The sequence below is a fragment of the Acinetobacter sp. AYS6 genome, from assembly GCF_025630795.1.
GTDB lineage: Bacteria > Pseudomonadota > Gammaproteobacteria > Pseudomonadales > Moraxellaceae > Acinetobacter.
In genome coordinates, this window is the sequence record NZ_JAOTNV010000004.1 from 504,125 (window position 1) to 518,256 (window position 14,132).

Below are 14,132 nucleotides of genomic sequence, written 5' to 3' on the forward strand. Positions count from 1 at the left end.
ATGATTGCTTGAAGAATAGAGGTTTTTTCATGCAAGTGTATTTAGTAGGCGGTGCTGTCCGTGATTCTTTACTTGGGCATCCCTATCAAGAAAAAGACTATGTTGTGGTCGGTGCAACGCCGGAACACATGCTCGCCCAAGGTTTTCAACCTGTAGGCAAAGATTTTCCTGTGTTTCTTCATCCTGAAACGAAAGAAGAATATGCACTTGCACGTACTGAACGAAAGTCCGGTAAGGGATATCACGGTTTCCAATTTTTTACTGATAGTACAGTAAGTTTAGAAGAAGATTTAATTCGTCGTGATTTAACCATCAATGCCATAGCAATGGATCAAGATGGCAAATTATATGACCCCTATGGTGGTCAGACTGATTTAGAAAATAAAACCTTACGCCATGTTTCAGAAGCTTTTGCTGAAGATCCTTTACGTGTTTTACGTGTTGCACGCTTTGCAGCTCGATATTCTGCATATGGTTTTCATATTGCGCCTGAAACATTACAGCTCATGCAAACGATGGCAGAATCGGGTGAACTTGATGCATTAACACCTGAACGTGTATGGAAAGAAACTTCACGCGCGCTTTTAGAAGATCATGCAGATATTTATTTTCAGACATTACGGGATTGCGGTGCATTAAAACATCTTTTCCCTGAAATTGACGCATTGTTTGGTGTCCCGCAGCGTCCCGAATATCATCCGGAAGTAGACTGTGGCATACATACTCTCATGTCTTTACAGCAAGCATGTAAGTCAAACTACTCGCTTGATGTTCGATTTGCTGTTTTAGTACATGATTTGGGTAAAGCATTAACTCCCGTTAATGAACTCCCTCGCCATATTATGCATGAAGAACGCGGAGTGAAACCCGTTACTGAATTATGTGAACGTTTAAAAGTTCCAACTCAGACTCGTCAGTTAGCATTATCGGTGTGTAAAGAGCATCTAAAATGTCATCAGATTATGTCGTTAAAACCAGGAACTGTATGGCGTCTATTACAGCGTCTCGATGTATTACGTCGCCCTGAGAGAGTAGAAGCTTTTGTACAGGCATGTGAATGCGATGCTAGAGGAAGACTAGGTCTAGAAGACCGGCCTTATCCTCAAGCTCAATATATGTTAGATGCAATGCAAGTGGTTCGCTCTATTAAAGTTCAGGATTTACCAGAGAATATTAAGGGTGCTGAAATTGGTGAAATGTTAATTCAATATCGCATTGATGCTTTAACTGAGTTCAAACATCAACACCAAACACCCTCACATTCTTAATTTAAACCAATAAAAAAGCCTCATGATGAGGCTTTTTTTAACTTTACTGTTTAGGTAGCGGTATATATTGAGATTGACTATTTTGGTTTTTTCTTTCGCCAACTGTTACTACAAAGTTTTCTTGCTTCCCAGCTCGCTCAACCACTACATTAATTTCGCTATTAGGCGCTTGTAATGCAACGTAATTAATCAAATGAGATGCCGAAGTGATTGGTTCATTATTGACCTGAACAATCTTATCTCCCACTTTTATACCTGCTGAAGCCGCTGGACCACTTTTTAAGACATCTGCGACCACAACACCAATTTGCTGTTTAGGTGCCAATACGTCGTCTTGTGTAGGCGGTACTAAACTAATGCCTAACCATCCACGTACAACGCGGCCATCTTTCAAAATCGAGTTTAATACTTGTTGGCAAATTTTAGCTGGAATTGCGAAGCCAATACCTAAAGAACCACCCGACTGAGAGAAAATAGCAGTGTTTACCCCAATTAAGTTACCAGCGACATCAATTAATGCTCCGCCTGAGTTACCTGGGTTAATTGCAGCATCTGTTTGAATAAAGTCTTCATAGGTATTGATGCCTAAATCAGAGCGCTCAGTAGCAGAAATAATACCTTGAGTTACCGTTTGCCCTACGCCAAATGGATTACCAATTGCCAAGACAACATCACCCACTTCATTACCGCTAAGCTTAAATGGCAACACAGGTAATTTATCTAAATCGATTTTAATAACAGCTAAATCTGTATCTGGATCCGTTCCAACAATCGTTGCTTCCGCACGGCGTCCGTCACGTAATGCAACTACAATTTGGTCAGCCTGAGCAATTACGTGATTATTGGTAAGAATATAACCATCAGCACGTACAATAACCCCAGAGCCTAAGCTATTTTCATTTTGCTGTTGTTCAGGAGCCTGATTTCCGAAAAATTCACGGAATACTGGATCACTTAACAAGGGATGATTTTGTTTAACTTTCTGGGTCGTAAAAATATTAACAACTGCCGGCGCTGCAACTTTGACCGCAGCGCTATATGACACCACCCCGCCCGCTCGTGAAGTATCAACCAGTGGTTCAACTTTCTCGGCAGGCATTTGCACCCCATCAACTGCAACAGTTGGTTTCGGCTGATGGTATTTTTGCCATGCAATAAAACTGGCAATTACAATAATAAGTAACACCCAAGGTAACCATGTAAAGGTGCGGCGCACGTTCATATCCTCTACGAAAAGAAGTTTTTAATTAAATTAATATATTGAACAAAAAGAGTTTTCAGTTAAGCATTTTAAATTAAATATGTCGATATACACAAAAAACTCAAAAAAGATTTGTCTAGCTTTAGTTACACAACAAAATATGTTTTTATAGCTTTAGCAATTATTTACTACTCAATTCAGGAAATATCATGGCAAATTTGCATGAAATTATTCAGTGGTGCGACCAAACCTTAAAAGCAGCAGAATTTAAAGATTACGCACCAAATGGCCTGCAAATTGAAGGTTCAACTGAAGTAAAACGTATCGTTTGCGCCGTTACTGCGTCCGAAGATGCGATTGATGCAGCAATCGCTCAGAATGCCGACCTATTACTCGTACATCATGGTTATTTTTGGAAGGGCGAACCGTATCCAATTACAGGAATGCGTGGTAACCGCATTAAAAAACTCATTCAAAATAATATTTCACTCGTAGCTTACCATCTACCTTTAGATGCCCACCTAACTTTGGGCAACAATGTAGCTATTGCAGAAAAATTGGGATTACACCATTTAGAACCACTCGATTTAGCCGAGAAACATCCAATTGGAAATATTGGATATTTAGAGCAAGCTATTTCTGTTGAAGAATTTAAAGCAAAATTACAAGATAATTTTGATTTTAAAGTGATTCATTTACCAGCTGAAAAGCAAAGTATTCAAAAAGTAGGCTTTTGTACGGGTGGTGCTCAAGATTTTATTGCTAAAGCAGCTTCACAAAATTGCGATGCTTATATTTCAGGCGAAGTCAGTGAACGAACTTTCTATGAAGCAAAAGAATTAGGCGTTCACTATTTTGCTTGTGGTCATCATGCAACTGAACGCTATGGAGTTCAGCGATTGGCACAAGCAATTTCACAGCAATTTGCTATTGAAAGTGAATATTTTGAATTGAATAATCCGATTTAATTAAGTCTTTTTTTCAATCTGTGTTATGCGTATTAATTAGATCTTTATTGTGTATAGTTCTTTAAAACGATGCCCTATTGTGAACAGAATCATTTACAATAGAGCCACTTAATATTGTATAACCCAGCAAATGCAAGGAATAGGAACATGACAACCATTACTTTACCTGCACTTCCATATGGCTATGATGATTTAGCGCCACATATCAGTAAAGAAACTTTAGAATACCATCACGACAAACACCACAATACCTATGTTGTTAACCTAAACAACTTAATCAAAGGGACTGACCTTGAAGGTAAAACTTTAGAAGAAATCATCAAAGCAACTGCTGGTGATGCATCTAAAGCAGGTATTTTCAACAATGCTGCTCAAGTTTGGAACCATACATTCTACTGGAATTCTATGAAGCCAAATGGTGGTGGTAAGCCTACAGGCGCAATCGCTGCTAAAATTGAAGAAGCTTTTGGTAGCTATGAAAAATTTGCAGAAGAATTTACTGCTGCTGCAACAACTCAATTCGGTTCAGGTTGGGCTTGGTTAGTTGCTGATGAAGTAAACGGTAAATTATCTATTACTAAAACTTCTAATGCAGACACTCCACTTGCACATGGTCAAATTGCTGTATTAACAATTGACGTTTGGGAACATGCTTACTACATCGATTTCCGTAACTTACGTCCTAAATACATCGCAACTTTCTTAGAAAGCCTAGTGAACTGGGACTATGCAAATGCAAAACTTGCAGGCCAACCTGCAGGTGTAGAGAAATAAGTTTATTTCTTTATAAAAAACCACCCTATTTTGGGTGGTTTTTTTATTTTTAATACAACAAAAGCATATTAATCAAGCAAACGATTCATTTTCTTTAATATTCTTATTGACGCTTTTAGATTTCATCCATAAAATGCGCATCAGATTCTCCAATAGCTCAGTCGGTAGAGCGACGGACTGTTAATCCGCAGGTCCCTGGTTCGAGCCCAGGTTGGAGAGCCATCTACTAATCTCCCATAGCTCAGTCGGTAGAGCGACGGACTGTTAATCCGCAGGTCCCTGGTTCGAGCCCAGGTGGGAGAGCCAAGATTCTAAAAGCCCGCATTTATTGTGGGCTTTTTCTTATCCCATCATTTAATACTTTTCTATTATTTTTAATAAAATCAATGTTTCGGATATTTTTAAACCAAACGATTAGATATTCTGACTAATTCTATTATTAAGACTTGACCCAGCCCCCTTTCCTGCCTAAAATCCTTTTCCAGATTCTCCAATAGCTCAGTCGGTAGAGCGACGGACTGTTAATCCGCAGGTCCCTGGTTCGAGCCCAGGTTGGAGAGCCAAGATTCTTAAAAACCCACTCCTCATGAGTGGGTTTTTATTTATATGATGCCTTCACATGTTCGAATCGAGTCACTTATTTTTTATTGTTTTAGGTTGCTTAAGCACCTGCATTTTTCTTGTTGTTTGTTTACGTCCTTATTTATTTCCAAAACAAAAATTTTTTGCTCGTCCTGTCATTACTAACTTTGAAACTCAGATGTTTATTCGTTTAAAACAAAGTTTTCCAAGTCATCATGTTTTAGCACAAGTGGCTTTTAGTGCTTTGATTACCAGCAATGACTATAAAATTCGTAGTCAGTTCAACCGTAAAGTAACCGACTTCGTTGTGCTTAACGACAAGATGGAAGTAATTGCCATTATTGAGCTAGATGACCCTACCCATCTTGAAAAAGCAGAAGAAGACCGTATTCGTGATCAAATGCTCACAGAAGCAGGTTATATAGTAAGACGCTATACAAGCATCCCAAGTGTACGTCAGCTACAAAAGGATATTCATTAAAGGCACTGCTGTTATTTCTTTTCAGAACTTACTGCTTCTTTTTCAGCTATTCTTTTTTCCATCTCTAAACGTTGCTGTTCATATTGCTTTTTAGTCTTAGCATCACTTTTTGCAGCCAAGAAAAGTATTCCTACAATTAAAAAAGGAATAAGTAAACCTAATCCCATTAATAACCAAGGAACAGATTTTTTTTCAACAGGTTGCTGGTTCATGACTACTTAAAACTCAAACGGTATCAATTTTAATATACGTAATAATATAACAAAAAGAGCCGCTATAAAGTGGCTCTTTTTTTAAAGCTAATTTTTAATTAGATAATTAAATCTTAGAATTTACCGGTACAGTGAGGACTTTGACTAGCATCTATTACCGATGGATCAAGCACTATATTTGTTTTAGCTGGCATCTTAGATTGAACAAATTGATAAATTTCAGCATTTCTACATACAATCGCTTGAGTATGAGCAGCCCCTAGAACAGGCACAAATGTCACATCAGTTCCCATTTTTTTAAGCCCCTCTTGTAAGGCGAGAGTAATAGGATATGGTACAGCCATATCAGCAGTACCCTGAACAATCATGACAGGTGAATTAATTTTTTTGGTTGCAGGTTGGTTATCCGCCAAGAATTTTTTCACAGTTGGGTTTTCTTGGAAGTTACCAGCTAAACCAGGATAATCTAAAACTGTTTTGTCAGTATTAGTCGCAAGAAAATCACGAATATCATCTGCAAATTTATTATGCAAATCAGTTAAACATACACCATTTTCACCAGTAGTCCCTTCTGCGAACTCAGCTACACTCTGAGAACGTTGTTGGAAAATTTCACGATAATTAAATTTGGGTTCATAAGCCGTAATACCCACTGTGGTATATGCAGCATATGCGAGTAGCTCAGCATATACTTCTACAGCCGTACCAACAGGTGCAGTACCAGCCTGCTCTTTCTCAAGAATATCTTTAATTGCTTGCGGAGCAACTTTAGAAATAATATCGCCAAGGCTAGAAGCTGGTGCTGTTGCAACCGCTCCTTTGTAATTACTGTCGTTATTAGCAAATTCAGCTGTTCCTAATGAAGCATGGCCTCCTTGAGACTGGCCAATTGACATCCATGAACTATTTAACTGACTACCGTAATGATCCTTCGCAGCTTTAACTGCTGCAATTGCAGATTTAGCCTCACTTCCTAAATTAAGGTATGGATGCATTCCTCGAGTACCTAAACCTTCATAGTCTGGAGCAATCACGACATAGCCAGCGGCCAATAATGTATCCGCTAAAATTTTGAAGCGTGGATTAATCGTATTGTTGCTTGGAGCACAACTATCCCCTACGCCTACAGTGCCGTGCTCCCATACCACTACGCGATAACCATCCTTAGGCTGAGCCGCTTTAGGAAACATCACTAGCGCCGTTGCTTCAGCAGTTTTCCCTTGTACATTGACCATGTTATAAGTCATGACTTTGATTGATGCAGCATCATTCAAGCTATCCTTAGAGTAAGCTTTTTCAGAAATATAGGTTTTATCAGGATTTACGCCAATAAAGTCATCATCATTGTCATTACATGCTGCAAGAAATAATGTTGAAACCGATAATGTTATAGCTAAAGCAATTTTTGACCGTTTCATAGAATATCCTTTTTATGTATTATTTATTCCGCATATTTTTTATGCACAAATATTAAGACATAAAAAAAGTGCTCTGCATAGAACACTTTTCAACCTTGTGGTCATTTTTACTATATGAAATTTAAAAATATTCCCAGAAAAATGATTAATCCTACCCAGCGATTGTGACGGAATGCCCAAAAACATACTTGAGGATTGCGGTCTTTGGTTTTAATTGTTTGATATATAAAATCGAATGCAACAACAATTAAAGCAATGATCGCCCATGGAAATAAGATATTTTCTAAATACAGTGCAGCCCCAATCAAAACAAGGCTGGTTGCCTGTAAGAGTGCAATAATCTGGATGTCATATCGACCAAAAAGAATGGCGGTAGATTTGACGCCAATCTTTAAATCATATTCACGGTCTGTAATTGCATATTGAGTGTCATAAGCCACTGTCCACGCTAGATTACCAAAATAAAGAAGCCAACAAGTCAAATCTGGGGTTTTACCTACCGCAGTAAAGGCCATTGGAATAGACCATGAAAAGGCGGCACCTAAAAAAACTTGAGGTAAGTTGGTATAGCGTTTCATAAATGGATAAATGAACGCTAAGAATAATGCTCCAAATGACCAGTAAAAGGTTTCAATGGGTAAAAAGAACAACAAACATGCGCTTGCTAAAACGAGTACCAAGAACACATATACTGCTTCTCTTGCACGAATCACCCCAGTTGCGAGGGGACGCGTTTTCGTGCGCTCAACATGCGCATCAACTTTACGGTCTGCAAAATCATTAATAGCGCAACCAGCGGCACGCATAAAAATCACGCCTAAAATCATGACAAATAAAATACCTAAATCAGGTATTCCTTTTGATGCAACCCAAAGCGCCCACATGGTTGGCCAAAAAACCAGTTCAGTGCCAATAGGCTTATCAAATCGACATAGATAATAATAAGCTTCTAAGCGCTGACGCCATGTTGTGCTTGTTGCAGTCGTCATAGTAATTCCTTGTCGTGCTGCTGATTTAAAAAAGCTTCAAAAGCCGGTAAGAATGTTTCTTGGACGATAAATTTACATCCATGCCAAGTATAGCAACTTTGTCTCGTCCAACCTTCTGGCAAACGAATGACACGACGGTCACAAAGCGGAGTTGTTCTTTGAAATAGAAAAAAGCCAATGGGTGTAGAACCAATGTGCTGAAATATACGGGCTTTTTTTTGTAGGCTTAGAATTGGAAAAATACTTTTTGCTTTCACCCATGGCTCTACTTCACTGCCATATAAATAGGTTTCCCTCACCCATGAAGTATGGGCATGAGACATCTTCATCCATTGGCTATCTGCAAAAGTTAAACGCTGAAAATGTTCTTTAAAAGGCTTCACACTAAACTTACCACCTGCAAGTTCAGTCAATTGTTGAGTCAGAGAACCAGACGCATACAACCATGTTTTCAATTCAGGATTTAATGTCTTTTCCTGCTTAAGTACTGGTTGATGTTTACGCATAATCTGCTCACATGAAAACTCGCACTTAGTTTACCCCAATTTTTTGATAAAAAACGTAGAGAATTCAATCAACATTTTAAACAATAAAAAAGCCTGCAGAAGCAGGCTTTTTTATGAAAAGATATATTACAAGCTGTAGTACATATCAAATTCAACTGGGTGAGTAGTCGTGTTAAGACGACGTACATCTTCAGTTTTAAGTTCGATGTATGCATCAAGCATTTCTTTAGTGAACACGCCGCCTTTTAACAAGAATTCGTGATCTGCTTGAAGTGCTTCAAGAGCCATATCTAAGCTATGAGCAACTGTTGGGATTTTTGCTTCTTCTTCTGGAGGAAGATCGTACAAGTTCTTATCAGCAGCTTCGCCCGGATGGATCTTGTTTTGGATACCGTCGATACCAGCCATTAACAATGCAGCGAAACCTAAGTACGGGTTCATCATTGGGTCTGGGAAACGAGCTTCGATACGCTTACCTTTAGGGCTAGAAACGTATGGAATACGGATAGAAGCAGAACGGTTACGTGCTGAGTAAGCAAGCATAATTGGTGCTTCGAAGTGAGGAACCAAACGCTTGTATGAGTTTGTAGATGGGTTTGTGATTGCGTTCAATGCACGAGCATGCTTGATTACACCACCGATGAAGTACAGTGCCATTTCTGAAAGGCCTGCATATTCATCACCAGCAAACAAGTTCTTGCCATCTTTAGAGATAGACATGTGAACGTGCATACCAGAACCGTTATCACCTACCATTGGTTTAGGCATAAAGGTTGCAGTTTTTGCATATTGGTGCGCAACGTTCCAAACAGCATATTTGAACTGTTGAACTTCGTCAGCTTTACGTACAAGTGTATTGAAGCTCACACCAATTTCTAACTGGCAAGAAGCAACTTCGTGGTGATGTACTTCTACACGACCTGGACCCATGATGTCTTCGATTTTTGCACACATTTCTGCACGCATATCTTGTGAAGAATCAACTGGAGGAACTGGGAAGTAACCGCCTTTAACACGTGGACGGTGACCAGAGTTACCTGACTCGTAATCTTTACCAGTAGACCAAGCAGCTTCTTCAGCGATCAATGTATGACGAGCGCCAGACATATCGATGTCCCACTTCACTTCGTCAAATACAAAGAATTCTGGTTCTGGACCAAAGAATGCAGTATCACCGATACCTGTAGATTTTAAGTATTCTTCTGCACGGCGAGCAATCGAACGTGGGTCACGCTCATAACCTTGACCTGTTGAAGGTTCAATAACGTCACAAGTCACAACTACAGTTGGTTCAGCAAAGAACGGGTCGATGAAACCAGTTTCTGCATCTGGACGTAAAATCATGTCAGACGCTTCAATGCCTTTCCAACCAGCGATTGAAGAACCATCAAACATTTTACCGTCTTCAAAAGTATCTTCATCAATAGAATCAGCTGGGTAAGTTACATGTTGCTCTTTACCCTTAGTATCAGTAAAGCGAAAATCGACCCATTTTGCGCCACTTTCTTGTATGAGTTGAAGGACCTTGTTCGCCATGCTCATTTTGCTCCAATGAAATTTTGTTGCACTTGTTAAGTGCGTGTTAATTGCTGGTATTTATATAGCAATTCTCATACCAACTTTATAAGACTTACCTAAAACATTGAATTGCTTATAACTATCTATGATTTAGGTCCCTTGTCTTGAACCCATTATACTGTTTGCATAGTTAAATGCACCATATTCAGACATTTTCAAATTATGGCATACAAGAATAGCTCGCAATCGCCCTAATTTAGTGCAAAATTGTTGCGCTAATATGAATCATCGCATCAATTTCTAACAGTAATTCATGATCATAATACTTTCTTATATAGAATGCTGATCTTCTTACTGCACTGAACGAAAATAATAAATGGTGACTTATGAAGTTTTAAACTTAAGTTGAGAATACGATATCTACGCCATGCTTTTGCCAAAAGGGTTCTAATATAAATATTGTTTTATAAAATCACTCTCAAAACCTTCTTAAAAAGTCATCTATCACGTCATACCTCATCCATTAAAATAAGGAGGTTTTAAGAAATTATTTTCCTTTATGACGGAGTTCTTGTTTTCAAAGTTTGTTAAAAATCTCTTAATTTACTTTTTTATTATGAAATTCGCTGCGATGAGGTAAATTTTGATCAGCTTTGGTGCAGTAAGAAGCTCAAAGGAATTTTTTTACCATTTGTTATATACCTTTTTTATACAGTACCAACTTGCTTTTCAATTTAAATAAAACTAAAAAATAAAACATAACTTTTTTTTATAACTAAACAAACTAAAAGTTTGGTTTATTAAACAATTAATACATTCAAAGGATTTGAAATGAAGCATGAACTCGAACAATGCGACACCGCTTTTTTCGGCCATCCAAAACCCTTAAAAACTTTATTTTTTACAGAACTATGGGAACGCTTTTCTTACTATGGAATTCGTCCCCTATTGGTCCTTTATATGGTTGCAATGGTCAATGACGGGGGTTTAGGCCTTGACCGTCCTACTGCCGCCGCAATTGTTGGATTATTTGCAGGTTCCATGTATTTAATGACCGTTTTAGGGGGTTGGATTGCCGATAACTGGTTAGGTCAGGCACGATCAGTATGGTATGGCTCCCTCATTATTGCATTGGGTCATTTATCGATTGCACTTACCCCTGTCTTTGATCAATTCTTTTTTTATTTCGGTTTAGTTCTTATTGTTCTTGGATCAGGGTTGTTTAAAACGTGTATTTCAGTGATTGTCGGAACATTATATAAAGCTCAGGATAGTAGACGAGATGCTGGTTTCTCCATTTTTTATATGGGAATTAATATAGGTTCTTTTATTGCTCCACTTCTTACAGGTCTATTTGCACGTGATCATAACTGGCACTTAGGTTTCGGGATTGGTGGTCTTGGAATGTTGGCTGCATTACTTATTTTTCGTATATTCGCTATTCCACAACTACGGTCTTTCAATCAATTGCGCCAGCAAACTGACAACTGGAATAAACCTGTCATAGAAAATAAAAATGCTCCCAAAATTGCTTTCTCCTTTTTACTATCTGTCGCAGTCGTTATTGCTCTTACCTACTTTGGTGTCATTCACATCAATCCAGTCGCTGTAGCAACTTATTTAACAGTTGGGATTGGTATCGGTATTATTGCTTATTTTGCGTACTTACTACTTTTCTTGAATTTAGAGCAGTATGATAAATTTAAAATTATTATTTGCTTCGTTTTATTAGCAGCATCTGCCTTATTTTGGTCAGCTTTTGAACAAAAGCCCACAACTTTTACTTTATTTGCGCAAGATTATACGGACCGTATTGTTTTCGGATTTGAGATCCCAACTGTATGGTTTGAATCAATCAATGCTCTATTTATTATTATTTTTGCCCCGATTGCAGCATGGCTTTGGGCTAGACTAGGTAAGGCAAATAAAGACCCAAGTTATATCAGCAAATTTATTATCGCATTGTTATTCGCAGCAGGTGGTTTCTTATTGATGTCACTTGCAAGCAGTTTTGCTATTGCAGGTGGATTAGTTTCACCATTTTGGTTAGTAGGTACTTTATTTCTACTTACTATCGGAGAACTTTGTCTAAGCCCAATTGGTCTATCTACCATGACTAAACTTGCACCTGATGTTATCCGTAGTCAAATTATGGGCCTATGGTTTACAGGTTCAGCTTTGGGTAATCTTATCGCTGGTTTAATTGGCGGGCACGTATCGGCGGATGGCATTAATCATTTACCTACCTTATTTATGCGGTGTGTTTTAGCGTTAGTGATTGGCGCAATCGTGTTATTTTTATTAAAGAAACCTATCAATAGATTAATGAACAAAAGTACCAGTAAAGTTCAACCTGAGTTGGAAACTATATGAGCGTTTTAACTGTTCCAGAAAAACTTGAGAAACTTCGTGAACTCATGCGCAATCAACATGTTGATGCCTTGATTGTGATGAGTGCCGATCCACATATGTCAGAATATTTACCAGACTACTGGAAAGCAAGGCAGTGGTTAAGCGGTTTTAGTGGTTCGGTTGGTACGCTCGTCGTAACCCAAAGTTTTGCGGGCCTATGGGCAGATGGTCGCTATTGGGTACAAGCTGAGCAACAACTTGTTGGGACAGGCTTTCAATTACAAAAACTGACTAGTGATGAGTCTTCAACACATCTCGCTTGGATTGAAAAGAATCTACAGCCAGAATCAGTTATTGTCGTAAATGGGCATACTTTATCGATTCAGCAATTTAAGGCACTGGAACATACTGCACGAGTTAATAATTATAAACTCGAAACCCAGCAAGATTTAGTCGGAGAAATTTGGTTAAACCGCCCAGAACTTCCATCAAAGAAAATTCATCTCATGCCTGAAGGGTTAAATGCCCTATCTCGTAAAGAGAAAATTCAGGCTATTCGTGAAACTTTACATAGCAAGAATATTGCGGGTCATTTCATTTCATCTTTAGACGATATTGCATGGATCTTAAATGCACGTGGGCAAGATGTAGAATATAACCCTGTGTTCCTTTCACATTTATATGTCAGCGCAAAACAAACTATTCTTTTTATTGATGCTGAAAAAGTTGATGTGACCATTCAACAAGCTTTGGCAGCCGATGGTATTGAAATTCGTAACTATGAAGATACAGCTCAGTTTTTATCGAATATTTCTGATGCCTCAATACTTTTAGATCCAGCCAAAGTCTCGATTTTTCATGAACAAGCCATCGCAAAAGATATTCGAGTTGTATACGACATCAACCCGAGTACACTTTTTAAATCGCGTAAGCATGAAAGCGAAATTGCTCATATCCGTCATGCAATGGTTAAAGATGGAGTCGCGCTTTGCCACTTTTTCCATTGGTTAGAGAAAGCACTTCATCATGGTGAAAGCATTTCAGAACTCACCATTGATGAAAAGATTACAGCTTTCCGTGCTCAGCAAGATGGATTTATAGGGCCAAGTTTTTCTACAATTGCCGGCTTTAATGCCAATGGTGCTCTACCCCATTACCGTGCAACTGAAGAGCACTATTCATTTATCGAAGGCGATGGTCTATTACTCATTGACTCAGGTGGGCAATATGTAGATGGCACAACCGATATTACTCGTGTTGTTCCTGTAGGTACGCCAACAGGGCAACAAAAACGTGACTATACCTTGGTTTTAAAGTGTCACATTGCTTTGGCAAAAACGATTTATCCTGAAGGTTTAGCTGCTCCTCTACTCGATTCAATTTGTCGCCATACGCTGTGGCAACATGGTTTAGATTATCGCCACGGAACAGGCCACGGCGTAGGCTTTGCGCTTAACGTTCATGAAGGTCCGCAAGTTCTTTCTTATTACGCGCCTATACATGCCTATAGTAAGTTGCGTGAAGGAATGATTATTTCTAACGAGCCGGGCTTATACCATGAGGGACAATATGGTATTCGCATTGAAAATCTGGTTGCTAACAAACTTCACTCTGGGTTTGAAAAAACTTATGGTGAATTTTTAGAGTTTGAAACGCTGACCCTTTGCCCGATTCATTTAGATTGTATCGTTGTTGATATGCTAACGAATGAAGAAAAAGACTGGTTAAATCGTTACCATCAAACTGTTCAAGAAAGACTCGCTGAACATTTGTCTGGAGAAGTTTTAGACTGGCTGATTTACAACACTAGAGCGATTTAATCTTCTTTTTTTAACTCAGGCAGAATAATTTTCTATTTCTAAT

The 14,132-nt window shown here is 38.6% G+C and carries 12 protein-coding genes and 3 tRNA genes; 9 read left to right on the plus strand and 6 right to left on the minus strand.

Annotated elements, in window-relative coordinates; translation table 11 throughout:
* Positions 1-29: 29 nt before the first annotated feature.
* Complete coding sequence (locus OD757_RS03215; protein ID WP_263030841.1) at positions 30-1,268, plus strand: multifunctional CCA addition/repair protein; 1,239 nt, start codon at positions 30-32, stop codon at positions 1,266-1,268.
* Between the two features lie 43 nt (positions 1,269-1,311).
* On the opposite strand, the gene OD757_RS03220 is transcribed toward OD757_RS03215, so the two are convergent.
* Positions 1,312-2,484: a S1C family serine protease gene (locus tag OD757_RS03220; RefSeq protein WP_009389955.1), complete on the minus strand. Its 1,173-nt coding sequence runs from the start codon at positions 2,482-2,484 to the stop codon at positions 1,312-1,314.
* Positions 2,485-2,678: 194 nt separating this feature from the next.
* On the opposite strand from OD757_RS03220, the gene OD757_RS03225 reads away from it, so the two are divergent.
* From OD757_RS03225 to OD757_RS03250, 6 genes are all read left to right on the plus strand, one after another.
* Complete coding sequence (locus OD757_RS03225) at positions 2,679-3,437, plus strand: Nif3-like dinuclear metal center hexameric protein (RefSeq protein ID WP_263030842.1); 759 nt, start codon at positions 2,679-2,681, stop codon at positions 3,435-3,437.
* Positions 3,438-3,584: 147 nt separating this feature from the next.
* A complete protein-coding gene (locus OD757_RS03230) occupies positions 3,585-4,211 on the plus strand; it encodes a superoxide dismutase (RefSeq protein ID WP_263030843.1) in 627 nt (208 codons plus the stop codon).
* Positions 4,212-4,357: 146 nt separating this feature from the next.
* Positions 4,358-4,433 (plus strand) — tRNA-Asn (locus OD757_RS03235).
* Positions 4,434-4,441: 8 nt separating this feature from the next.
* Positions 4,442-4,517, plus strand: a tRNA-Asn gene (locus OD757_RS03240).
* 181 nt (positions 4,518-4,698) lie between these two features.
* Positions 4,699-4,774 (plus strand) — tRNA-Asn (locus OD757_RS03245).
* Between the two features lie 56 nt (positions 4,775-4,830).
* Positions 4,831-5,274, plus strand: a complete 444-nt coding sequence (locus OD757_RS03250; protein ID WP_192835407.1) for a DUF2726 domain-containing protein — start codon at positions 4,831-4,833, stop codon at positions 5,272-5,274.
* 11 nt (positions 5,275-5,285) lie between these two features.
* Here OD757_RS03250 and OD757_RS03255 read toward each other — a convergent pair whose 3' ends face one another.
* From OD757_RS03255 to glnA, 5 genes are all read right to left on the minus strand, one after another.
* A complete protein-coding gene (locus OD757_RS03255; RefSeq protein ID WP_262145391.1) occupies positions 5,286-5,486 on the minus strand; it encodes a hypothetical protein in 201 nt (66 codons plus the stop codon).
* 113 nt (positions 5,487-5,599) lie between these two features.
* Positions 5,600-6,904, minus strand: coding sequence for a lipase family protein (locus OD757_RS03260; protein ID WP_263030844.1), 1,305 nt, complete (start codon positions 6,902-6,904; stop codon positions 5,600-5,602).
* Between the two features lie 110 nt (positions 6,905-7,014).
* A complete protein-coding gene (gene ubiA / locus OD757_RS03265) occupies positions 7,015-7,893 on the minus strand; it encodes a 4-hydroxybenzoate octaprenyltransferase (protein ID WP_009389888.1) in 879 nt (292 codons plus the stop codon).
* Positions 7,890-8,399: a chorismate--pyruvate lyase family protein gene (locus tag OD757_RS03270; RefSeq protein WP_263030845.1), complete on the minus strand. Its 510-nt coding sequence runs from the start codon at positions 8,397-8,399 to the stop codon at positions 7,890-7,892. Before OD757_RS03270 ends, ubiA begins: the two co-directional genes overlap by 4 nt.
* Before the next feature lie 126 nt (positions 8,400-8,525).
* Positions 8,526-9,941 carry a type I glutamate--ammonia ligase gene (glnA, locus tag OD757_RS03275; protein WP_171056845.1) on the minus strand — a complete coding sequence of 472 codons (1,416 nt, stop codon included), beginning with the start codon at positions 9,939-9,941 and terminating at the stop codon, positions 8,526-8,528.
* Positions 9,942-10,748: 807 nt separating this feature from the next.
* Here glnA and OD757_RS03280 point away from each other — a divergent pair.
* Together OD757_RS03280 and OD757_RS03285 are read left to right on the plus strand one after the other, a co-directional pair.
* The gene (locus OD757_RS03280; protein ID WP_263030846.1) at positions 10,749-12,290 is read left to right on the plus strand and encodes a peptide MFS transporter; all 1,542 of its coding nucleotides are present in this window, start codon (positions 10,749-10,751) and stop codon (positions 12,288-12,290) included.
* On the plus strand, positions 12,287-14,089 hold the full coding sequence (locus OD757_RS03285) for an aminopeptidase P family protein (protein WP_263030847.1): 1,803 nt from the start codon (positions 12,287-12,289) through the stop codon (positions 14,087-14,089). Before OD757_RS03280 ends, OD757_RS03285 begins: the two co-directional genes overlap by 4 nt.
* The last annotated feature ends 43 nt before the right edge of the window (positions 14,090-14,132 follow it).

What these genes read in the sequence shown, in the direction of transcription:
- OD757_RS03215 (WP_263030841.1), top strand. Translation starts at nt 30, where the DNA reads ATGCAAGTGTATTTAGTAGGCGGTGCTGTCCGTGATTCTTTACTTGGG.
- OD757_RS03225 (WP_263030842.1), top strand. Translation starts at nt 2,679, where the DNA reads ATGGCAAATTTGCATGAAATTATTCAGTGGTGCGACCAAACCTTAAAA.
- OD757_RS03230 (WP_263030843.1), top strand. Translation starts at nt 3,585, where the DNA reads ATGACAACCATTACTTTACCTGCACTTCCATATGGCTATGATGATTTA.
- OD757_RS03250 (WP_192835407.1), top strand. Translation starts at nt 4,831, where the DNA reads ATGTTCGAATCGAGTCACTTATTTTTTATTGTTTTAGGTTGCTTAAGC.
- OD757_RS03255 (WP_262145391.1), bottom strand. Translation starts at nt 5,486, where the DNA reads ATGAACCAGCAACCTGTTGAAAAAAAATCTGTTCCTTGGTTATTAATG.
- OD757_RS03260 (WP_263030844.1), bottom strand. Translation starts at nt 6,904, where the DNA reads ATGAAACGGTCAAAAATTGCTTTAGCTATAACATTATCGGTTTCAACA.
- ubiA (WP_009389888.1), bottom strand. Translation starts at nt 7,893, where the DNA reads ATGACGACTGCAACAAGCACAACATGGCGTCAGCGCTTAGAAGCTTAT.
- OD757_RS03270 (WP_263030845.1), bottom strand. Translation starts at nt 8,399, where the DNA reads ATGCGTAAACATCAACCAGTACTTAAGCAGGAAAAGACATTAAATCCT.
- glnA (WP_171056845.1), bottom strand. Translation starts at nt 9,941, where the DNA reads ATGAGCATGGCGAACAAGGTCCTTCAACTCATACAAGAAAGTGGCGCA.
- OD757_RS03280 (WP_263030846.1), top strand. Translation starts at nt 10,749, where the DNA reads ATGAAGCATGAACTCGAACAATGCGACACCGCTTTTTTCGGCCATCCA.
- OD757_RS03285 (WP_263030847.1), top strand. Translation starts at nt 12,287, where the DNA reads ATGAGCGTTTTAACTGTTCCAGAAAAACTTGAGAAACTTCGTGAACTC.